This is a genomic window from Buttiauxella sp., from assembly GCF_049686335.1.
Classification (GTDB): Bacteria; Pseudomonadota; Gammaproteobacteria; order Enterobacterales; family Enterobacteriaceae; genus Buttiauxella.
Genome location: NZ_JBAVHX010000032.1, coordinates 22,478 through 43,894 on the forward strand (window position 1 = coordinate 22,478; position 21,417 = coordinate 43,894).

Sequence of the window (21,417 nt, forward strand, 5' to 3'; positions counted from 1 at the left end):
ATATTATTACCAGGTATACTTCACACCCACATTAGCTGACCAATCCTGATCGACATCACCGCCGCCGAGGTAATTTGTATCAGCATAAGCTGCGAAGTTTTTGGTAAAGCTAAATTGACCGCCAAGTCCAACACGTACCGCAGAGCCTTCGACACCATTATCAATGTTATCTCCATTAATATCGGCGCTATTGCTGTTGGAGTCGTCATAGACGTATGCCAGTTTGAAGTAAGGAGTCAGAGCCTGGTCACCGTAGTTAAAGGTATAACCTGTATCCACACCTAATTCATAACGCATGCTGTCATATGACTGGCTGCCAACGGCCATATCGTTGCTCAGCTGGTAGTTATCGCCATCCTGGAACAAACCGGAAATAGAAGCATATGGGGTGACATAGCCTTGTTGGTTCAACTGGAAGTCATAACCCAATTTCATACCGAAGCCCCAGGCATCGGAAGAAATATCGCCATCTACCGCCTGACCATTACTCATATCAGCAGTCAAATCATTGCTGTAGTGACTGTAGCTCAGAGTGGAATCAAGGAAGATATTATTCTGGAAACGTGCGGACGAGTAGATTCGAGCAGACTGGCTGTCTTGATCGACATTACCACTGTCATCACTGATACTACCTTTGGCAAAGCCTGCTGCCGCACCGACTGTCCACTTAGCATTGTTACCTTCGATCTGTTTATCCAGACCAACCATAATGCCGTTGACAGTTTGATCGTAATTCAGTGTGCCGGTGTCACCAGAGAAACCACCGCCGATATACGTCACCCAGGCGCCACCGGTATCACCACCAGGAGTGTGACGACCATTAGCCAGACGAGTGTTCAGTGCATCTTGTTCCAGGTTCCAGGTATTGGTGTTAGCTGAAGGGATACTCAACGCCATGTTTGCGTAATCAGTCAACTCACCCTGCTTGAGAACAACCGTATTTCCATTCTGCTCAGCCTGATATGTGTAAGCACCCAAATCAGCTTTGTTTGCAGCAGAGAAGGTTGCAGTACTATTCACATCGTTAACATAGATAATTTCTTTATCTTTATAGTTAGCAATAGAACCTGTACCCGTTGAGTTATTGATACGGACTTTGTAGTTACCAGCAGCCGCTACTGTACCATCATTGCTATCATCGACACTGAATTCTTGATCCGCATTGTTACTATTACCATTACCGTTGATGGTTAGATGACCATCGGAATTCATAGCAACTACGCCATAACCGTAAGTCGCATCTTGTGTGTTTGTGGTATTGGTATGGCCATTAATCAAATCAGCAGCTAATACATAGTCGCTACTATTGATGTTAAATACACCACCATTAGTCAGCTCCATGGTATCCGTGCTAAACAGATTCGCATCGAACTCACCGGCACCAATGCTGAACTCACCGCCATTAGACACGCTAATGGTGTTAGCACGCAGGTAGGTGCTTTCATCAGTCAGATTGACCTTACTGTAACTATCAACAATCAGATGATCTGTACCGACTTCTCCGTCAGTACTCAGGTTCATTGTCGAACCATTAGTCAGAGTTATTGAGTCTGCCAGCAGGGATGAACTTTGAGCGACGTTGACCTGCGAACCATTATTCACAGTTAGCGTATCAATATTAGAACCGTTTACGGTATCCCACTCTGAACCGTTGTTCAGCGCAACGTTGAACACACCACTTTGGAAGGTCTGATCATCAACAACATTGCCCCAATGATCATAAGTAGAGTTTGGCTCCAGACTGTTGATCGCAACATCAAACATGCTTGTAGGGCCAATAGCGTCATAGTTGAATACCGCTGCACCCACCCACTTGCTACCGTTATCCAGAGTAATGTTTAGTTCATCAACATTCAGGCTATCGTCAGCCCAACCGCCATTGGTATCTAAAACACCATTACCGTCAGAATCGTGACCCACTGGATAGAAGTTTGCATTCCAGGTGCTGCTAAATACAGCATCGCCCATCAGGGTAGAATGATCGAACTTAACATTGTTTTTCAACGCATAATTTGATGCTGAGCTATCAGTAAAAGACAATGCGATGTCGTTTATACCACCATCACCGTTATAGTCACTTGGTTCCTCTGAATTGCCATAGAAACCCTCGCCTTCAAGCGGCGTGTAGGCACCTGATGTCACTGTAGAATTAACAACTGAGATGTTGTTATCCCATGTCCGATATTCAGTAGTGTAATCGGTATTGCTGGTGTCTCCTTGAGACAGGGCAATACCGGCAACATGAGAGTTATCGCTGATGTTGATATTACTTTCAACATCCAGCGTGACTGCAGCACCTAAATAAGCATAATCAGCAGTCCGATACTGTTCGGATGCTGCTTTACCTTCAGCATTCAAATAACTGTCAGTAAAGTAGAAATACTCGTAATCGTCATCAATGGTAGAATTAGCGATATTCAGTGTAAATGCATCGCCGTCAATCCATTTATAATCATCATCTGTCCCTTTCGTCCAACCATAGCCATCGTGGTCATAAACTTTTTCAGACGTGATCATTCCATGAATGACTGAATTAGAAATGTTCAGTGTATTTGCATCACCATCCGCATAATCATTATTGAGATAGTAAGTGGAGACAACACCGTTCACGACATCATTATTAAAGGTTTGATCAAAAGCGCCATCAGCCGCATTGTTATAAATATAACCATCATAAGTAATATAGTTAAGCCTATCGGTATTTTCCCAGTCACTCCAGCTAAACGCTGTGGACCCATCATCGTGATAACCGAAGGTGTTATAAGTAGTAGCATTTGCCTGAGAAGCAATTGCCAATGTGCAGGCTAATGCCAGTTGTGATACCACAAGTTTCTTTTTCCAAGAGTGCATTATTCATCCCTCCTCAGGGACTTAACTTATGTTGTTCCATCAATTGTCAATGCAGTAATAACCAATACCGGTAATTGTATTAACGAAAGGATTATGATGCGAAAAAAACAAACCGTTCAATTAATCATTCTATTTTGTATGGAATCGAACAAATAGAATTCGATGCATTTCACTGATGAATGGAACCAGATGAATAAGTCTCTATTTAATGTCATACCTCGCTGAAAGAATAAAAATAAAACATATATAAACATTCTATTCGTTGATTACCTTGCACTCTTAAAACAAATAATATAAGACAAGATTATTCAATATTTAATGCACATGCAATATAGCCATTATTCTGGCAGGATAAGGGGGCGCCAGGAGCACGAAAATAGAGTGATTTTTACAATTGGAGTATCCATAAAATGTGCTAATTGCTCATTCAGGGATCACACAAGAGGAGAGTCATAGATAATGCACAATTATGTTTTCCATATAATTATGCATTATCTGTATTTCAATCACGAACGGATAGTATCGTCACCGAAGCCTATCCATTTATATGTCGTGAGTGCCTCGAGCCCCATTGGGCCACGAGCATGAAGCTTCTGCGTGCTTACCGCCACTTCCGCACCCAATCCAAACTGACCACCATCAGTGAAACGCGTAGAAGCATTCACATACACGGCAGAAGAATCGACTTCATTCACAAAGCGGTTAGCATTACGTAAGGTACGAGTCAGTATCGCATCAGAATGTTGTGTGCCATGTTCACGAATATGGTCAATCGCATCATCAATATCAGCGATAACTTTCACATTCAGATGAAGTGATAGCCACTCGTCGTCATAGTCTTCTGCTTTTACTGGCAAGACTTCCGCAGGGCCGTTTTGTAGCAGTGCCAAAGACTTTTCGTCAGCATGTAATGTCACGCCAGATTTTGCCATTTGTTGGCTGAGTACAGGCAAGAAATTCGTTGCAATCCCTTGATGAACCAGCAAAGTTTCAACAGTATTACAGGTGCTAGGACGTTGCGTTTTAGCATTAACAATGATGTTCAGAGCAGGTTCAAATTCAGCGCTGTCATCAACGAAGATATGACACACGCCAATACCACCGGTAATCACCGGGATAGTTGATTGTTCGCGGCAAAGTTTATGCAGACCAGCACCACCACGTGGGATCAGCATGTCTACATAACGGTCCATGCGGAGCAATTCATTCACCAGTGCGCGATCAGGGCTTTCAATCGCCTGAACCGCAGCTGCAGGCAAGCCACACTCCGTCAGCGCTTGTTGAATGACCTTCACCGTTGCCGCATTGGTGCGCCAGGTTTCTTTCCCGCCACGCAGAATTGCTGCATTCCCTGTTTTCAGACACAGTGAGGCAACATCAACAGTGACGTTAGGTCGAGCTTCATAAATCACGCCAACCACACCTAACGGAACGCGGCGACGCTCAAGACGTAATCCGCTCTCCAGTATCCCGCCATCAATGATTTGACCTACAGGGTCAGCCAAATTACACACCTGACGAACATCATTCGCAATGCTAGTCAGACGTGAGGGAGTGAGTTGTAATCGGTCTAACATCGCTTCGCTAAGGCCATTGGCTTTGGCTTCAGCCAGGTCTTTTTCATTAGCGTCTAAAATAGCCGCAGCCTGAGCTTCCAGATTATCCGCGATACATTCCAGCGCACGGTTTTTTTCACGGCTGGAGAGCAGTGCCATCTGATAAGAAGCGGCTTTCGCTGCTTTACCCATTTGTTCAAGCATTGCCTGCTCCTTAGTTAACAATCATGTCGTCACGATGAACGGCAACCGGGCCATATTCGTAGCCAAGAATTTCACCGATCTGTTGAGAGTGGTGACCCGCAATACGGCGCAAAGCATCGCTATTGTAGCGACAAACACCATGGGCAATATCGCGACCTTCAAGGCTGCGAATGCGGATAACTTCGCCGCGAGAAAAGTTTCCAGTGACGTTTTTGATGCCCTTTGGCAACAAGGAACTTCCGCGTTCAAGGATTGCCGCAAGCGCCCCATCATCAACCGTAATTTCACCGGCAGGAGGTGCGCCAAATATCCAACGCTTACGGTTTTCTAATGGAGTCTGTTGCGCATGGAAACGGGTCCCAACGGGTGTACCCGACATCACATCACCAATCACGCCAGGTTTGCTACCGGCCGCAATCACTACGTCGATACCCGCGCGACAGGCAACATCAGCAGCCTGCAATTTCGTACCCATACCGCCCGTTCCAAGCCCTGACACGCTATCACCGGCTATCGCTCGCAGTGCGTCATCAATGCCGTGAACTTCTTTAATCAGTTCTGCGTCAGGATTGTTACGAGGGTCTGCAGTAAACAGCCCTTGTTGGTCAGTCAGCAGTAAGAGTTTATCCGCACCAGCCAAAATGGCTGCCAGCGCAGAAAGATTGTCGTTATCGCCAACTTTGATTTCTGCGGTGGCAACCGCATCGTTTTCATTGATTATCGGTACGATGTTGTTATCAAGCAGCGCACGCAACGTGTCACGTGCATTCAGAAAACGCTCACGATCTTCCATATCGGCACGCGTAAGCAACATCTGCCCAACATGAATGCCATAAATAGAAAATAGTTGTTCCCAAAGCTGGATTAATCGACTTTGGCCAACTGCCGCCAACAATTGCTTGGATGCAATCGTTGCGGGCAATTCGGGATAACCTAAATGCTCGCGCCCCGCAGCAATCGCCCCGGAGGTCACAATAACAATGCGATGCCCGGAGGCATGAAGTTGTGCGCACTGACGCACCAGCTCAACAATATGAGCTCTATTCAGGCGGCGCGAGCCACCGGTTAATACGCTCGTGCCTAGTTTTACCACCAGCGTCTGGCTGTCACTCATGATTCTCTGCCGTTTAAACGAAATTGGAAAAATTAAAATGCCAGATGACGTTGTAACAGGAGTAACGCGGCTTGCCAACAGGCTCGGAAGGAAAACAGAGATCCAGATGAAAACGATCAGCAAACGTAGCGGTAAATTTTTACATTTTTATGACAAATATAAATAATTACGTTTATTTAAACTTTCTCTTACTTTGTCATAAATCTTTCATCTCCAAACGATAAAACTCTCTGCGTTTTTTAACGGGATATCTCCCGATTAAATTTTTAGCGCGTATACACTATTGGGATGAAAAATGAAGAAAAGCACACTGGCAGTAATGGTATTGGGTTTTCTGGCGTCATCAACTTCTTCGCAGGCAGCGGAAATTTATAATAAAGATGGCAATAAACTCGACCTTTACGGAAAAGTAAAAGCTGAACACTACATGAGTGATAATAATTCTGTAGATGGTGATCAGTCTTATTTTCGTCTGGGCGTTAAAGGTCAGACACAAATTAATGATCAATTAACCGGTTTTGGTCAGTGGGAATATCAGGTTGCAGCTAACAAAGTTGAAGGTGACTCGAATACCACCAAAACTCGTCTGGCATTTGCTGGGTTAAAAGCGGGTGACATCGGTTCCTTCGATTATGGCCGTAACTATGGCGTTCTTTATAACGTCGCATCCTACACCGATATGATGCCAGAGTTTGGTGACGACTCTTACACCAAAACCGATAACTTCATGACTGGCCGTGCAAACGGTGTAGCAACTTACCGTAATAACAACTTCTTTGGTCTGGTTGATGGTCTCAAACTTGCCTTGCAGTACCAGGGGAAAAACGAGAACGACGGACGTGCAACGAGCAAGCAGAACGGCGACGGCTTTGGTACTTCTTTGTCTTATGACATTGCCGATACCGGTCTGACTATCGGTGCAGGTTACGCTAATTCCAATCGCACACTGGCACAGAAAAACCTGGCGGTGGGAACAGGTGATAATGCCGAAGCGTGGACGACAGGTTTGAAATACGATGATCACAATGTTTATCTGGCAGCCATGTATGCCGAAACGCGGAATATGACGCCAATTTCCGGAACTGCATCTATTAATGGTATAAACAGAAGCATCAGTGGTTTCGCCAATAAAAACCAGGCGTTCGAAGTTATCGCACAATATCAGTTTGACTTTGGTCTGCGTCCATCACTGGGCTACGTCCAGTCAAAAGGCAAGGATATTGAAGGTGTAGGTGATGTGGATCTGGTGAAATATATTGATGTCGCTGCAACATATTACTTCAATAAAAATATGTCAGCTTTTGTTGATTACAAAATTAATAAACTGAGTGATGACAACGCACTTAATCTTAACAACGATGATGTTGTCGCATTAGGTTTAGTTTATCAGTTCTAAGAGTCTGACAAAAAAGCCCCACCGTTCTGGTGGGGCTTTTTTTATGCTGATAATTTTACCGGTTTTTCTGCAAAATCTTGTGCAGGTACCAGTTCAAGACCCAGTGTACTTAATAACTCTCGCAAACGTTCGTGGAAACCACGCAGTGTTAGCTCAAGTCTCTCATCCACTTCTTTGTCTTTTGCGGCCGTCGCAGTCCATTTACCATCTTTGTCGAACAAACCAAACTGATAGGTGTAGGTAAACTGTTTTTCCTGAGCTTCCAACTCCATCCACCAGCCCCAGAATTCACGCTTCTCTGGTGCAGGCTTTACGTTGACGCACACAGCCAGGCAATCGAAGAAGAAACGGTTATCTTCACATTGCTCTTCCCGGATATATGGGCCAAGCGAGGCAAATTTCTTAATCAATCTACTTTTCGGGTGTCCACTTGGTAACGTCATTCCGATCTCCTGTTGTGAAGCATCTGTTTTACCAAACCAATGAAATTTAGCAAATCATTAACGTAATCTCTGCTTGATCCATCCGGTAATTTCTTTCAGTGCTTTGTCAAAATTGCGATACACCGGGTTAAACGGGATCGCCAACAACTTACCATCCGCAGATGACGAAGTGATTAATCGAGAATCTTCTTCCGGACTGAAAGGATCGTTCGCCCAGTAACCCGCTAACATCGGTGTTGGACAATGGCGCCCTAATAGCCCCTGGGTTTTTAACGAGTAGCGGTTTAATTCGACACGCAACGCGTTGTCAGATGCGTCGTGCATTCCCAGACGACTCGCCAGCACATCAATATACATCTCCGGCACCTGAGCCTGACGTGATGCATCGCTCAATAAACTATGAACAATCGGGCCAAGACATGCGACAGCCTTCAAACGAGGTGCTTCGATATACCCCAAACGCACCGCGACATTTGCCCCAAAACGGAAACCAAACGCCGCCACGCGAGTGTGGTCGATCCATGGGATATTGGGCAGCGCTTTGAGAACGTGCTGGTGTAAAAGACTGGAATCCTGAGTCAGTTTCCATTTTGAAGAAAACCCAACCGAGGGCATATCGATGGTTAACATCGCGATACCTTCAGGAGCAAAATACTTCTCAAACAAGGTGTAATAATCGCTTTGTAACGCATCCAGACCGCCGCAAATCAGCACCGTCGGGAAGGGACCGTCCCCTTCTTTGGGAACATGGAGGAACCCCGTTATCGCGCCACCGCCTGGAATAGTAAATTCCAGTTCACGCAAGCCACCAGAAAGACGTGGAGCCGCTTCTTCATAGGCACGATTTGCCAGCACTTGCGCCTGTTCCGCCAGTGGGTCGCCTTTAAGGTGTGGGTAGGCAGCAATGCTGTAGAGATTGGCCGCCTGTAACCAATATTTGCCACTCAGAACGTTATCGGTTTCCAGATTAGCCCGCTGCTGCCACAGCATTGCCTGCTTCGACCATTCAAAAATCCAGTTGCCACTGCGGTAACCAACGACCGTATCATACAAATCGGCATTCGTGCGTTCAGCTGGATTAACCGCTATGCGCGCCTGCACTTCAAGGATTTCGCGCGGGTCAACACCACGCCATACCCATAGCAGGCGGTTAATCATGCGATACCAGTGGGGAACAGATTTACCGTCCAGAGCGGACTGGATAACGGGGGCAGTTTGATGTTGAGCACGACGAACTAACGTCGATGTCTCGGGATGTTTAAATCGGGGTTTAAATAGCGTTTCGCTAAGATTGGCCTGTACCATCGCCTTCTGCCTCCATACAAACGTCAGGAATGCGGCTATTGTACTCTGTCGGCAACCAAATAACACAAACGCCCGGCATAGCCGGGCGTAAATCAATGCAAATGTTCAAACTACCGATAGCCTAAATCATTAGATTTACAGCAAGGTGGCAAGGGACTGAATCCCCAGGAGCTTACTTGAGTAAGTGACTGGGGTGAAGGAGTACAGCCAACGCCGCTGTGGCTCAAATGATAACGGCTATTAACGACCAGCCAAAGGTGGAACGAACACTACACCCATATCCCAAGGCTGTTCAATCCAGGTATCCTGCGGGATATCGATAACGTAATCGTCAACCAAAGGCTGACCAGCAGGTTTGGCGAAGATAGTGACAAAATGCGCTTTTGGATACATTTCACGGATAGCCACTGCGGTGCCACCAGTATCAACCAGGTCATCAATTACGATGAAACCTTCACCATCACCTTCAGCACGTTTCAGCACAGTCAGCTCACGCTGGTTGTCGTGGTCATAGCTGGAGATGCAAACGGTATCAACATGACGAATCCCCAGTTCACGTGCCAGCAGTGCGCCAGGAACCAGGCCACCACGACTAACGGCAATAATGCCTTTCCACTGTTCAGCAGGAAGCAGACGGCTTGCCAGCTTACGCGCGTGAATCTGCAACATGTCCCAGGTGACGATGTATTTTTCGCTCATGTGAAATTATCCCAGCCAGTTATTAACGGCTTAAAAATGTTCAAAGGGGTTTTGGTTGCGCGAGATTATAGAGATCTGGCGCACTAAAAACCAGTGCTCTGGGCTCGTCCCCTTCGTTTTTACGTGCTTTAGATCGTCATTACGTCAGTTAAAGTGGTATTCTCAAGCCAGCACACAATGCTTACTTGTGTTGTATTTCATTAAGATCAATCCTGTTCTCTGCTAACCAAAATAGTCGGCAGAGTCGATGTCAAGGAGACTTATCGTGTCTGAATTGTCTCAATTATCTCCGCAACCGCTGTGGGATATTTTTGCCAAAATTTGTTCCATTCCGCACCCTTCTTATCATGAAGAACAACTTGCAGAACATATTCTGTCTTGGGCAAAAGAAAAAGGCCTGCATGTTGAGCGCGACCAGGTCGGCAATATCCTGATCCGTAAACCTGCAACAGCTGGCATGGAAAACCGTAAAGCGGTAGTCCTGCAGGCTCACCTTGATATGGTGCCGCAGAAAAATAACGACACTGTCCATGATTTCACCAAAGATCCGATTCAACCGTATATCGACGGTGAGTGGGTCAAAGCGCGCGGAACGACGCTGGGTGCAGATAATGGTATCGGTATGGCGTCCGCTCTGGCGGTACTGGCAGATGATTCGGTCTCTCATGGTCCATTAGAAGTTCTGCTGACCATGACCGAAGAAGCCGGTATGGATGGTGCTTTTGGCCTGCAAGCGGGCTGGTTGCAAGCGGATATTCTGATCAACACCGACTCTGAAGAAGAAGGTGAGATCTATATGGGTTGTGCTGGCGGGATTGATTTTATCTCCACGCTGCCACTGCAACGCGAAGCGGTTCCTGCAGGTTACGAAACCTTCAAGCTGACCATCAAAGGCCTGAAAGGCGGTCACTCCGGTGCTGAAATTCATTTGGGCCTGGGTAATGCCAACAAATTGCTGGCGCGTTTCCTTTTTGCCCATGCGGCTGAACTGGATGCTCGTCTGATTGATTTAAACGGCGGTACTCTGCGTAACGCGATCCCGCGTGAAGGCTCAGCCATTGTCGCGGTTCCTGCCGACAAAGTTGCACAATTCAAAGAGCTGGCGGCCAAATTCCTTTCCATACTGCAAAACGAATTGGGTGCTGTTGAGAAAAACACCACCGTCCTGGTTGAAGCAACCAGCACCGACAAAACTGCGCTTACTGCAAAAAGCCGTGACGCATTCATCAACCTGCTCAATGCAATGCCAAACGGTGTCATCCGCAATTCCGATGCGGTGAAAGGTGTCGTTGAAACTTCGTTGAACGTAGGTGTGGTCTCAATGACTGATGAAAACGCAGAAATCATCTGCCTGATTCGTTCACTCATTGATAGCGGCAAAGACTATGTTGTTGGCATGCTCGAGGCATTGGGTCAGTTGGCTGGTGCACAAAGTGTTGCTAAAGGTAGCTATCCAGGCTGGCAGCCAGACGCTCAATCCCCGGTGATGGGTCTGGTTCGTGAAACCTACCAGAAGCTGTTCAACAAAACGCCGAACATCATGGTTATCCATGCGGGTCTGGAATGTGGTCTGTTTAAGAAGCCTTACCCAGATATGGATATGGTTTCTATTGGGCCAACCATTACGGGACCGCACTCCCCGGATGAACAAGTTCATATCGCAAGCGTAGGCCAATACTGGATCCTGCTGACTGAATTGCTGAAAGCGATTCCAGCGAAGTAAGTTGTAAACGCCCTCACCCTAACCCTCTCCCCCTGGAGAGGGAACTGATTGGTTTTCTCCTGGGGGAGAGGGAACTGTTTGGTTTTCTCCTGGGGGAGAAGGAACTGATTGGTTTTCTCCTTCTCCTGGGGGAGAGGGAACTGATTGGTTTTCTCCTTCTCCTGGGGGAGAAGGCCGGGATGAGGGCAATTTTACAACCCCAGCACCAGCTGGCGTTCCATCTGCGGATCCAGCAACGTCACATGCAATCCTACTAGTCTTACTCCCCGTTCTCCCCGCCGCTCTTCCCAGGTTTTATTTGCTGTAGCGATTAAATCAGCCTTATTTAACTGCGGCCAGACATGTTCCTGGGTGGTTTGCTGGAAATCATTAAACTTCAGCTTAATACCCTGCCTGGCAATTAATAAATCAGGTTTAACCTTTTTCAAACGACGTTCAAGTTCAAGGTAGAGTTGTTCAATAATGGCTTCGCATTCATGCCACTCATGAATATCTTCAGCGAGGGTTTTCTCAACACCCACAGACTTACGTTGCCGGTCATTGTTAATTACTCTTTCGTCTATTCCCTGACTTCGCTCCCACAGCACACGGCCAAATTTACCAAACCGTTTAAGCAGCGAAGCTAAATCCGTCTTCTGAACATCGGCGCAGGTACGCAACCCGAGGCTTTCCAGTTTGCCTACGGTGACTTTCCCAACGCCGGGGATTTTTCCAAGCGGTAAGGTTTGCATAAATGCAGGAACCTCATCGGGAGTAATCAGGTATTGCCCATCAGGTTTATTGAGGTCAGAGGCAATTTTGGCGAGGAATTTAACCGGTGCAATCCCTGCCGATGCGGTGAGATTAAGTTCATCTGAAATTGTCTGGCGAATTTCTTTTGCCATAAGAGTCGCTGATCCCTGGCAGTTCGGGCTATCGGTAACATCCAGATAAGCCTCATCGAGTGAGAGCGGTTCGATAAGCGTCGTATAGCGGCTAAAAATTTCACGGATATGATTTGATGCTTCTTTATAAGCGTCAAAGCGCCCGGGGAGCAGCGTCAGATGCGGACATAATTTGAGAGCCATGGCGGTCGACATCGCACTGTGTACACCAAATTTTCTTGCCGGATAATTGGCTGTACTAATGACGCCACGCCTTTTCGCGCTACCGCCGATAGCTATCGGGATATCCCGTAATGAAGGATTATCACGCATCTCTACCGCAGCAAAAAAGCAGTCCATATCAACATGAATGATTTTACGCATACGAATTTGCACCAGTTATATTACTGGATAAGTATACAGTTAAAATACTAAAAGAGGAAAGTCCTGGGAGAGAAACCTCCCGACAATGCGGGAGGTTTTAAGCAATTACAAAATACGGTTTTGCTGAAGTTTTGCCTGGCGCTCAGCCCTCGCGATACGCTTCTTACGAGCATCGCAAGGTTCAGGGCAGTTGCAGACTTTCTCCATACCTAACGCGGCAATCCCACCACAACTTCCCTGAAGCGATTTGCGCTTCACGATAACACCCAGTGACATTCCAAATATCACCAAAATGAAAATAGCGAAGGTGGCTAAAAATACGGTCAGCATAGTGGCTCCTGTCAGCCGCCAAAGTCGTCAAGCATGATGTTTTCATCCTCGACACCCAGGTCTTTGAGCATTTTGATAACCGCAGCATTCATCATCGGTGGCCCGCACATATAGAACTCACAATCTTCTGGAGCCGGATGGCTACGCAGATAATTTTCAAGTAATACGTTATGGATGAAACCGGTGTAACCCGTCCAGTTATCCTCTGGCTGTGGGTCTGAAAGCGCCACATTGAAGGTGAAGTTCGGGTTTTCCTGCGCCAGTTTCTCAAACTCTTCTTCGTAGAACATTTCACGCAGTGAGCGAGCACCGTACCAGAAGCTGATTTTACGCGTGCTATGAAGACGTTTAAGCTGGTCAAAAATGTGCGAACGCATTGGGGCCATACCCGCACCACCGCCAATAAACACCATTTCAGCGTCTGTATCTTTCGCAAAGAACTCACCGAATGGCCCGGATATGGTCACTTTATCACCCGCTTTCAACGACCAGATATACGAGGACATGATCCCCGGAGGCGCATCTGGCACATTCGGCGGCGGTGTAGCGATACGCACGTTCAGCATGATAATGCCTTTCTCATCCGGGTAGTTCGCCATGGAGTAAGCACGAACGCATGGCTCAGTAACCACAGACTTGAAACGGAATAGATTAAACTTTTCCCAGTCCCCGCGATATTCCTGCGGAACATCAAAGTCCTGATAGTTAACTTCATGAGGCGGGCTTTCAATCTGGATATAGCCTCCCGCACGAAACGGCACCACGTCCCCATCAGGAATACGCAGCTTAAGTTCTTTGATGAAGGTCGCTTTGTTATCGTTAGAGATAACTTCACACTCCCACTTTTTAACACCAAAGATCTCTTCCGGAAGCTCGATTTTCATGTCTTGCTTAACCGCAACCTGACAGGCAAGACGGCAGCCTTCTTTCGCTTCACGCTTAGTGATATGCGAAAGCTCGGTTGGCAGAATATCACCACCGCCTTCTTTAATCGTCACGCGGCATTGCCCACAAGAACCACCACCACCACAGGCTGAGGAGATGAAAATCCCCTGGCTTGAAAGCGTGTTGAGCAGCTTATCGCCCGCCGGGGCATGGAATTGTTTGTCTGCTTCGTTGTTAATCTCGATCAGCACATCGCCGGAGTTCACAAGCTTCGACTTGGCAAACAAAATCAACAAAGCCAGAGCCAAAACAATGAGCGTGAACATCACCACGCCAAGAATAATTTCCATACGTTTTCGCCCTTATAGCTGCACACCGGAGAATGACATAAAGCCCAGTGCCATCAATCCAGTGGTGATAAAGGTAATTCCTAAGCCGCGCAATCCTGCGGGCACATTGGCATATTTCATCTTCTCGCGGATACCTGCCATCGCGACAATTGCCAGCATCCAGCCCACACCTGAGCCAACACCATAAACAATTGATTCACCGAAGCTATAGTCACGCTGCACCATAAACGATACGCCACCAAAGATTGCGCAGTTAACGGTGATAAGCGGCAGGAAAATCCCTAGCGCGTTGTAGAGCGCCGGGAAGAAACGATCAAGGATCATTTCGAGGATCTGTACCAAAGCGGCAATTACACCAATGAAGGTGATGAAGTTCAGGAAGCTAAGGTCAACACCTTCGACCAAAGCGCCATCACGCAGAACCAGGTTATAAACCAGGTTATTCGCAGGAACGGCAATCCCTAAAACAACAGTCACTGCCACACCCAAACCGAATGCTGTAGAGACTTTCTTGGAGACCGCAAGGAAGGTACACATGCCAAGGAAGAACGCGAGCGCCATGTTTTCAATAAACACTGCGCGCACAAACAGACTAATCATATGTTCCATAGTCAGTTAGTCCTTTTCCTGCTGCGCAGGCTTGAGCGTACGCAGGGCCCAGATAAGCAGGCCAATAATAAAGAATGCACTCGGGGCCAGAAGGAACAGACCGTTTGGCTGATACCAGCCACCGTTCTGAACGGTTTCTAGCACCGTGATACCAAACAATTTTCCACTACCAATGAGTTCACGCAGGAAGCCCACCAGCAGCAAAATCACCCCATAACCCAAGCCATTACCAATGCCATCCATGAAGCTTGCCAATGGAGGTGACTTCATGGCGTAGGCTTCGGCACGCCCCATGACGATACAGTTGGTGATGATCAGGCCGACGAAGACCGAAAGCTGTTTGGAAATCTCGTAGGCATAAGCGCGCAGAATCTGATCCACAACGATAACCAACGAAGCAATGATCGCCATCTGCACGATGATTCGAACACTGTTTGGGATCAAGTTGCGGATCATCGAGATAAACATGCTGGAAAACGCCGTTACCACGGTTACCGCAATGGTCATTACGAATGCCGTTTCCAGTTTGGTGGTCACCGCAAGCGCCGAACAGACACCGAGTATTTGCAAGGCAATCGGGTTGTTATCCACCAAAGGACTCACCAGTACCCGTTTGACCTCTTTCATGTCTGAAATATCAGCCATTATTGAGCGCTCCTTCACGTACTTGTTTCAGGAACGGGCCGAAACCAAGTTCACCCATCCAGAAATCAAAAGTGTGTTGTACTCCGTTTGCCGTCAGCGTAGCACCGGATAAACCATCTACACCGTACTCATCACCCTGACGCGCACCACCTTTCACTACGCGGATTGCTGGCTGCCCTTTGTCATCAAGCAGTTTTTTACCAATCCACTGCGCACGCCAGTTAGGGTTTTCAACCTCACCACCGAGCCCAGGGGTTTCGCCCTGATCGTAGTAAGTGATGCCTTTCACCGTACGGCCATCGGTTTTCAGAGAAACAAAGGCGTACATCATCGACCACAAGCCTTTGCCATAGACTGGCAACACGACTTCCTGCACTTTGTTTTGCTCATCACGTACCAGATAAATTTCGACGATATTGCTGCGATGCTTAATCCCGGCACGGTCGTCGCTGGCTTCAAGGGTTATGCTCTGGTTGGGATCACGAAGTGCTGCAGCCTGGTCAAATTTTGATGAATCTTTATCCAGCAACTCGCCACTTTTAAGATCTAACAAGCGCGGCGTAATACGGGACTCAAAGATTGATTTGACATCTTCACCGGTCATTTTTGGTGTGGCTAAGCCCGCAACATCGAGGATGTTACGCTGCTTATCGAGCGCTTTCTGCTCTTGCTGGCGGGATTTCAACCCTACCGCAGAGCCTGCCACCACGACGGAGCACACCAGGCAAAGCACCAGCACCACCAGCAGTGTTCTGCCGATGCTATCGTTACTTTTTACTTCAGCCACGCGACTTCCTCCGCTTGATATTGGCCTGCACCACCAGGTAATCGAACAGTGGCGCAAAGAGGTTGGCGAACAGGATCGCCAGCATCATCCCTTCTGGATAGGCTGGGTTGACGACGCGAATCAAGACACACATCACCCCAATGAGTGCCCCATACCACCACTTACCTTTGTTGGTAAACGAGGCAGAAACAGGGTCTGTCGCCATAAACATCATGCCAAAGGCAAAACCACCCAACACCAGGTGCCAGTACCATGGCATAGCAAACAGAGGGTTGGTTGCAGAACCAATGAAGTTAAACAGGGTTGCCGTGGCAATCATACCGAGCATCACGCCCGCGACAATGCGCCAGGATGCCACGCGTCCAAACAGGATAATGGCACCACCAATCAGGATCATCAGTGTTGATACTTCGCCAATCGAACCTGGAATGTTGCCGAGGAATGCATCCATCCATGTCACAGGTTGACCGGTTCCCACATTGACCAGGCCTTCACTGCCGCTGTTCGCCCATTGAGAAAGAGGAGTCGCACCGGAGAAACCATCTGCCGCAGTCCAGACTAAATCGCCCGAAATCTGCGCTGGATAGGCGAAGAACAGGAAAGCACGGCCTGCTAATGCTGGGTTCAGGAAGTTACGACCGGTTCCACCGAATATCTCTTTGGCAATGACAACACCAAAACTGATACCGAGCGCGGCTTGCCAGAGCGGTAATGTTGGAGGCACCACCAGCGCAAACAGAATTGAAGTAACGAAAAATCCTTCATTAACCTCATGTTTGCGCACAATGGCGAACAAGACTTCCCAAAAACCGCCCACCAAAAATACCGTGATATAGATAGGCAGGAAGAAGACGGCGCCAAGCGTCATCATGCTCAGCCAGCCAGCATCAGGGGTAAAGTTAACCCCGAGCCACTGCGCGATGACATAGTGCCAGTCAGATGAAATCACCTGCTGGAGCTGTTCTGCGCCGTACATTTTGTTCAGTGCCGGAATAGTCTGTAGCCCGACGTTGTACATACCCCAGAACATGGCTGGGAATACTGCAAACCACACCAGGATCATCATGCGCTTCAGATCGATTGCATCACGCACATGCGAGGCGCCAGGCGTAACGATGCCTGGTGTATAGAACAATGTCGCCGTCGCTTCAAAGAGTGGGTAGTATTTTTCTAGCTTTCCGCCTTGCGTGAAGTGCGGCTCTAGTTTTTCAAATAAATGCTTCAAGCCCATGACTTATCCTTCCTGCTCGATGCGGGTTAACACTTCGCGTAGCACTGGGCCGTATTCGTACTTCCCAGGGCAAACATAAGTACAAAGCGCTAAATCTTCTTCATCCAGCTCCAGACACCCTAACGCCTGAGCGCTGTCGGTATCTCCTGCCAGTAAATCGCGCAATAACATCGTCGGCAGAATATCCAGCGGCATAACACGTTCGTAGTTGCCGATAGGTACCATAGAGCGCTCACCGCCATTGGTATCAGTTGAGAAGTTAAATAATTTCCGCTTCAGGAAGTGGCCGATAGTCGTACGGGTAATGGAATATTTATCCGCACCTGGCATGACCCAACCAAATAGCTCTTTTTCACGCCCTTCTTTCAGGACGGTGACCTGTAAATGGAAACGACCCAGCCAGGCGCGCGGGCCAGCAGCCATCGTTCCGCTTAAGACCGAACCAGAAACAACACGGTTTTCGCCATCTTCCAACTCACCCGCAGTGATTACGTCGAGTGAAGCGCCGAGGCGTGTGCGAATCAGACGCGGCTTTTTAACTTGCGGGCCTGCTAACGCAATAATGCGCTCGGTCCACAACTCGCCTTCTACAAACAATTTGCCAATGGCAATCACATCCTGGTAATTCAGATGCCACACCATTTTTTGCAGGCTAACCGGCTCAAGGAAGTGAATGTGTGTGCCCACTAACCCTGTAGGATGAGGGCCAGCAAACTCATTAAAAGTCACTTGCCCGGCGGGATGACCACCGAGCTTTCCGCCGCCCGCCTGACAGACGTGAACTTTGCCATCGGTCAGTCGGGACAATACGGTTAATCCTGCATCAAACATTTCGCGATGGGCACGAATGATGGGTTGAGGATCAGCCGCCAAAGGATTGGTGTCGATAGCGGTGACAAAAATGGCCGCAGGAACACTTGAAGGTTGCGGTGCTTTGCTAAATGGACGTGTGCGCAGCGCAGTCCATAAACCAGACGAAAGCAGTTGCGTCTGGACGGTTTCACGCGGCAGTTTGGCAAGGCTTTCTGGGGCAAAACGCTCAAAAACAACCTGCTCGTCACCCTGGACTTCAATAACCAGAGATTGCAGCACTCGACGCTCACCACGGTTAATCGCTTTTACTGTCCCGCTCGCTGGAGCAGTAAAGAGAACGCCAGGGTTCTTTTTATCTTCGAAGAGTGGCTGGCCTTTTAATACCTTGTCGCCCTCTTGCACCAGCATAGAAGGACGCATGCCCACATACTCTTCACCGAGCAGGGCCACTAAGGGTATCGCTGGGCCGTCATAAATTTGCTGTTCCGGCAAACCGGCGATAGGCAAATCCAGACCTTTTTTGATTTTTATCATAAGGTTATCACGTTTAAAATTGGCTTAAACATACCGACAAAAACTGTAGCCGACAACGGATGGGTTGAATTAACGTTCAACCGATGCGACATATAATGCGGTGAAAACAGGAAACGCATCCATTCACTATTGCGAGAGGGAGGTATAAGTCGCCCGGACAAACGGGACAACTGACTTATGGATAGTTTCCGTTCATATCCGCAGGTCAACATTCGGCGGGGATTTTAGCACCATTAGAGGCTGTAAGGGGCACAAAACAACACACAGATATGCAGCTATGCGAGCTGTTACGCAAAAAGCTAATCCTTCCCCTTTCCAGAAGTATTGTATAAAGTCCAAATTTATAACTTTGCATCCCCTGCTTTGGGCTTGCGAAAAATCATAACGATGATAATGTGAGCGCTCCTAATCCAGAGTAATCTGATTTCGGGTCCCTATTTTGCCGTCCTGGCATTCGGTATAAGTTTTATCAAGGAATAAAGCAGTATGCGTAAGATCGCACTCGTTATTGCGATGCTTCTGATCCCGTGCTTTTCGTTTGCCAGCTTGTTAAGCAGCAACACGTCAACCACGCCTGTCAGCAAAGAATTCAAGCAACAACTCATGGGCTCTCCTGTTTATATTCAAATATTTAAGGAAGAGCGCACGCTAGAGCTATATGTAAAGATGGGCGAAAAGTTCCAACTGCTCGACAGCTATAGCATCTGTAACTATTCCGGTGGCTTAGGTCCTAAACAGCGTCAGGGTGATTTTAAGAGTCCTGAAGGCTTCTACAACGTCACCCGTAGCCAGCTAAAACCTGATAGCCGTTTCTATAAAGCCATTAATATTGGCTTCCCGAACGAGTTTGATCGCCAACACGGTTATCAAGGGCAGTATCTGATGATTCACGGTGCTTGTGTGTCTGTTGGCTGTTATGCCATGACTGACACCAACATTGATGAGATTTTCCAGTTTGTGACCGGTGCGTTGGTATTTGGCCAGCCGAGTGTACAAGTCAGCATCTATCCGTTCCGGATGACAGACGCTAACATGGAACGCCACAAGTACTCTTATTACATCAATTTCTGGAAACAACTGAAGCCGGGCTATGACTACTTTACGGCGAGTCATCAGCCGCCGGGCGTTTCGGTCATCAGCGGTAATTATGTAATTAGTAAGCCGGTTGTGCCTACGACACAACCGCAGCTGGCATCAAACTACGCGTTCTCCGAGACAAAATAATTCCGACTCGCCTGGTGCAATCTTGTGCCAGGTTTCGTTGCCTGTCAGGGGTTGAGTCGCGATGACAGTGACCACATCGTTCTGAGTGGTCTCTTCCTGAAAATCAATTTCCACATCTTGATCCAGCAGTTTTGCCACACCAAAGGGTGCTCGTCGGGTTATCCAGTAAAGGTTTGTGGAGCAGAACGCCATCACATAACGCCCATCCGACAACAACATGTTGAACACACCTTTCTCACGCAATTGCCCGGCAAGTTCGGTGATATAGCGGAACACGGCCTGCATATTGCCAGGGGTTCTCGGGTAACGCTGTGTCAGTTTGTGCAGTAACCAGCAAAATGCCTGTTCACTGTCAGTTTCACCAATTGGGCGGAATGGGCCGGTATCCAGAGAACGATGGCCTTTGAGCTGGCCATTATGAGCATAGGTCCAGTTGCGGCCCCATAACTCACGGGTAAAAGGATGGGTATTCTCGAGCGCCACTTTTCCGCGGTTTGCCTGACGAATATGCGCGACGACAGAACAGGATTTGATGGGATAATCCTGCACCAGTTTCGCAATCGGTGAGTTAAAACTCGGTTGTGGATCTTTAAATGTGCGACAGCCTTTACCTTCATAGAAAGTAATCCCCCAGCCGTCTTTATGGGGGCCCGTTCCTCCGCCACGCTGCACCAAACCGGTAAAACTAAAGCAAATGTCCGTTGGTACATTAGCGCTCATCCCGAGCAGTTCGCACATATTTACCTCCCACCACTTTTAACCACCCTCACCTTAACCCTCTCCCCAAGGGAGAGGGGACAAGATCAGGCAAAACTTACGCCTTAGCCATCTCTTTTTCGATTAGCTGGATCAGGATATGAATCACTTTGATGTGAATCTCCTGAATACGGTCAGCGTAACCAAAGTGTGGAACGCGAATTTCGACATCCGCCGTCCCATCCATTTTGCCACCGTCTTTCCCGGTCAGGGTGATGACTTTCATGCCTTTAGCACGAGCTGCTTCAATAGCTTTAATAACGTTGCCAGAATTACCCGAAGTGGAGATGCCCAGTAACACGTCACCTTCACGGCCAACCGCTTCAACGTAACGAGAGAAAATGTGGTCGTAACCAAAATCATTGCCAACACAAGAGATATGACTCACGTCTGAAATGGCAATCGCCGGGTAGCCCGGACGGTTTTCGCGATAACGCCCTGTCAGTTCTTCAGCAAAGTGCATTGCATCGCAATGTGAGCCACCGTTGCCGCAAGAAAGCACTTTCCCGCCTGCTTTGAAGCTATCAGCCAGCAGCACTGCTGCACGCTGAATCGCGTGAATGTTAGCGTCATCTTTCAGGAAGTTAGCCAGCGTTTCTGCCGCTTCATTCAATTCGTTACGAATAAGATCCTGGTACATGAGGATATCCTTCAGCATTTTTCGATTAAGTAAACTCAAGCAGTTTACCGGATAGCACGAGAAGCGCCATATCCAC

General features: G+C 47.9%; 19 protein-coding genes. 3 read left to right on the top strand and 16 right to left on the bottom strand.

Annotation, left to right across the window (positions count from 1 at the left end; genetic code table 11):
- Nucleotides 1-6 precede the first annotated feature (6 nt).
- The 3 genes from WBL83_RS18650 to proB form a co-directional block, all read right to left on the bottom strand.
- Entirely contained in the window at nt 7-2,850 is a 2,844-nt protein-coding gene (locus WBL83_RS18650) for an autotransporter outer membrane beta-barrel domain-containing protein (RefSeq protein ID WP_424590530.1), read from the bottom strand.
- 506 nt (nt 2,851-3,356) lie between these two features.
- Nucleotides 3,357-4,610 (bottom strand): glutamate-5-semialdehyde dehydrogenase, encoded by a 1,254-nt coding sequence (proA, locus tag WBL83_RS18655; RefSeq protein WP_424590531.1) that lies wholly within the window; start codon nt 4,608-4,610, stop codon nt 3,357-3,359.
- A 10-nt stretch (nt 4,611-4,620) separates the two neighbouring features.
- Nucleotides 4,621-5,724: a glutamate 5-kinase gene (proB, locus tag WBL83_RS18660; protein WP_424590532.1), complete on the bottom strand. Its 1,104-nt coding sequence runs from the start codon at nt 5,722-5,724 to the stop codon at nt 4,621-4,623.
- A 295-nt stretch (nt 5,725-6,019) separates the two neighbouring features.
- On the opposite strand from proB, the gene WBL83_RS18665 reads away from it, so the two are divergent.
- On the top strand, nt 6,020-7,120 hold the full coding sequence (locus tag WBL83_RS18665) for a porin (protein ID WP_424590533.1): 1,101 nt from the start codon (nt 6,020-6,022) through the stop codon (nt 7,118-7,120).
- 41 nt (nt 7,121-7,161) lie between these two features.
- On the opposite strand, the gene crl is transcribed toward WBL83_RS18665, so the two are convergent.
- The 3 genes from crl to gpt all read right to left on the bottom strand — a co-directional run bounded on the left by crl (nt 7,162) and on the right by gpt (nt 9,567).
- Nucleotides 7,162-7,563 (bottom strand): sigma factor-binding protein Crl, encoded by a 402-nt coding sequence (gene crl / locus WBL83_RS18670; RefSeq protein ID WP_424590534.1) that lies wholly within the window; start codon nt 7,561-7,563, stop codon nt 7,162-7,164.
- A gap of 57 nt (nt 7,564-7,620) precedes the next feature.
- Nucleotides 7,621-8,868, bottom strand: coding sequence for an esterase FrsA (gene frsA, locus WBL83_RS18675; RefSeq protein WP_424590535.1), 1,248 nt, complete (start codon nt 8,866-8,868; stop codon nt 7,621-7,623).
- Nucleotides 8,869-9,108: 240 nt separating this feature from the next.
- Nucleotides 9,109-9,567: a xanthine phosphoribosyltransferase gene (gene gpt / locus WBL83_RS18680; protein ID WP_034457839.1), complete on the bottom strand. Its 459-nt coding sequence runs from the start codon at nt 9,565-9,567 to the stop codon at nt 9,109-9,111.
- 265 nt (nt 9,568-9,832) lie between these two features.
- Between gpt and pepD the strand changes: the two genes are divergently transcribed.
- Complete coding sequence (gene pepD / locus WBL83_RS18685; RefSeq protein WP_424590536.1) at nt 9,833-11,290, top strand: beta-Ala-His dipeptidase; 1,458 nt, start codon at nt 9,833-9,835, stop codon at nt 11,288-11,290.
- A 191-nt stretch (nt 11,291-11,481) separates the two neighbouring features.
- Here the strand turns inward: pepD and dinB are convergent, their stop codons facing one another.
- The 8 genes from dinB to WBL83_RS18725 form a co-directional block, all read right to left on the bottom strand.
- Nucleotides 11,482-12,537: a DNA polymerase IV gene (gene dinB, locus WBL83_RS18690; protein WP_424590537.1), complete on the bottom strand. Its 1,056-nt coding sequence runs from the start codon at nt 12,535-12,537 to the stop codon at nt 11,482-11,484.
- A gap of 105 nt (nt 12,538-12,642) precedes the next feature.
- Nucleotides 12,643-12,867 carry a (Na+)-NQR maturation NqrM gene (nqrM, locus tag WBL83_RS18695; protein ID WP_424590538.1) on the bottom strand — a complete coding sequence of 75 codons (225 nt, stop codon included), beginning with the start codon at nt 12,865-12,867 and terminating at the stop codon, nt 12,643-12,645.
- An 11-nt stretch (nt 12,868-12,878) separates the two neighbouring features.
- Nucleotides 12,879-14,102, bottom strand: a complete 1,224-nt coding sequence (gene nqrF / locus WBL83_RS18700; protein WP_424590539.1) for an NADH:ubiquinone reductase (Na(+)-transporting) subunit F — start codon at nt 14,100-14,102, stop codon at nt 12,879-12,881.
- 12 nt (nt 14,103-14,114) lie between these two features.
- Nucleotides 14,115-14,711, bottom strand: a complete 597-nt coding sequence (gene nqrE / locus WBL83_RS18705; RefSeq protein ID WP_034461600.1) for an NADH:ubiquinone reductase (Na(+)-transporting) subunit E — start codon at nt 14,709-14,711, stop codon at nt 14,115-14,117.
- Nucleotides 14,712-14,717: 6 nt separating this feature from the next.
- Nucleotides 14,718-15,356 (bottom strand): NADH:ubiquinone reductase (Na(+)-transporting) subunit D, encoded by a 639-nt coding sequence (locus WBL83_RS18710; protein ID WP_424590540.1) that lies wholly within the window; start codon nt 15,354-15,356, stop codon nt 14,718-14,720.
- Nucleotides 15,349-16,143 (bottom strand): Na(+)-translocating NADH-quinone reductase subunit C, encoded by a 795-nt coding sequence (locus WBL83_RS18715; protein WP_424590541.1) that lies wholly within the window; start codon nt 16,141-16,143, stop codon nt 15,349-15,351. Before WBL83_RS18715 ends, WBL83_RS18710 begins: the two co-directional genes overlap by 8 nt.
- Nucleotides 16,136-17,374 carry an NADH:ubiquinone reductase (Na(+)-transporting) subunit B gene (locus tag WBL83_RS18720; RefSeq protein WP_424590542.1) on the bottom strand — a complete coding sequence of 413 codons (1,239 nt, stop codon included), beginning with the start codon at nt 17,372-17,374 and terminating at the stop codon, nt 16,136-16,138. Before WBL83_RS18720 ends, WBL83_RS18715 begins: the two co-directional genes overlap by 8 nt.
- Before the next feature lie 3 nt (nt 17,375-17,377).
- On the bottom strand, nt 17,378-18,721 hold the full coding sequence (locus tag WBL83_RS18725) for a Na(+)-translocating NADH-quinone reductase subunit A (RefSeq protein ID WP_424590543.1): 1,344 nt from the start codon (nt 18,719-18,721) through the stop codon (nt 17,378-17,380).
- 486 nt (nt 18,722-19,207) lie between these two features.
- Here WBL83_RS18725 and dpaA point away from each other — a divergent pair, with 486 nt between their 5' ends.
- Entirely contained in the window at nt 19,208-19,945 is a 738-nt protein-coding gene (dpaA, locus tag WBL83_RS18730; RefSeq protein WP_424590544.1) for a peptidoglycan meso-diaminopimelic acid protein amidase, read from the top strand.
- Here dpaA and WBL83_RS18735 read toward each other — a convergent pair.
- Nucleotides 19,916-20,683, bottom strand: a complete 768-nt coding sequence (locus WBL83_RS18735; protein WP_424590545.1) for a class II glutamine amidotransferase — start codon at nt 20,681-20,683, stop codon at nt 19,916-19,918. The genes dpaA and WBL83_RS18735 overlap by 30 nt on opposite strands.
- A 76-nt stretch (nt 20,684-20,759) precedes the next feature.
- The gene (gene lpcA, locus WBL83_RS18740; RefSeq protein WP_424590546.1) at nt 20,760-21,341 is read right to left on the bottom strand and encodes a D-sedoheptulose 7-phosphate isomerase; all 582 of its coding nucleotides are present in this window, start codon (nt 21,339-21,341) and stop codon (nt 20,760-20,762) included.
- Nucleotides 21,342-21,417: the final 76 nt, after the last annotated feature.

Bases quoted from the DNA above. Each gene is read 5' to 3' on its own strand.
- WBL83_RS18650 (WP_424590530.1), bottom strand. From the start codon at position 2,850: ATGCACTCTTGGAAAAAGAAACTTGTGGTATCACAACTGGCATTAGCC.
- proA (WP_424590531.1), bottom strand. From the start codon at position 4,610: ATGCTTGAACAAATGGGTAAAGCAGCGAAAGCCGCTTCTTATCAGATG.
- proB (WP_424590532.1), bottom strand. From the start codon at position 5,724: ATGAGTGACAGCCAGACGCTGGTGGTAAAACTAGGCACGAGCGTATTA.
- WBL83_RS18665 (WP_424590533.1), top strand. From the start codon at position 6,020: ATGAAGAAAAGCACACTGGCAGTAATGGTATTGGGTTTTCTGGCGTCA.
- crl (WP_424590534.1), bottom strand. From the start codon at position 7,563: ATGACGTTACCAAGTGGACACCCGAAAAGTAGATTGATTAAGAAATTT.
- frsA (WP_424590535.1), bottom strand. From the start codon at position 8,868: ATGGTACAGGCCAATCTTAGCGAAACGCTATTTAAACCCCGATTTAAA.
- gpt (WP_034457839.1), bottom strand. From the start codon at position 9,567: ATGAGCGAAAAATACATCGTCACCTGGGACATGTTGCAGATTCACGCG.
- dinB (WP_424590537.1), bottom strand. From the start codon at position 12,537: ATGCGTAAAATCATTCATGTTGATATGGACTGCTTTTTTGCTGCGGTA.
- nqrM (WP_424590538.1), bottom strand. From the start codon at position 12,867: ATGCTGACCGTATTTTTAGCCACCTTCGCTATTTTCATTTTGGTGATA.
- nqrF (WP_424590539.1), bottom strand. From the start codon at position 14,102: ATGGAAATTATTCTTGGCGTGGTGATGTTCACGCTCATTGTTTTGGCT.
- nqrE (WP_034461600.1), bottom strand. From the start codon at position 14,711: ATGGAACATATGATTAGTCTGTTTGTGCGCGCAGTGTTTATTGAAAAC.
- WBL83_RS18710 (WP_424590540.1), bottom strand. From the start codon at position 15,356: ATGGCTGATATTTCAGACATGAAAGAGGTCAAACGGGTACTGGTGAGT.
- WBL83_RS18720 (WP_424590542.1), bottom strand. From the start codon at position 17,374: ATGGGCTTGAAGCATTTATTTGAAAAACTAGAGCCGCACTTCACGCAA.
- WBL83_RS18725 (WP_424590543.1), bottom strand. From the start codon at position 18,721: ATGATAAAAATCAAAAAAGGTCTGGATTTGCCTATCGCCGGTTTGCCG.
- dpaA (WP_424590544.1), top strand. From the start codon at position 19,208: ATGCGTAAGATCGCACTCGTTATTGCGATGCTTCTGATCCCGTGCTTT.
- WBL83_RS18735 (WP_424590545.1), bottom strand. From the start codon at position 20,683: ATGTGCGAACTGCTCGGGATGAGCGCTAATGTACCAACGGACATTTGC.
- lpcA (WP_424590546.1), bottom strand. From the start codon at position 21,341: ATGTACCAGGATCTTATTCGTAACGAATTGAATGAAGCGGCAGAAACG.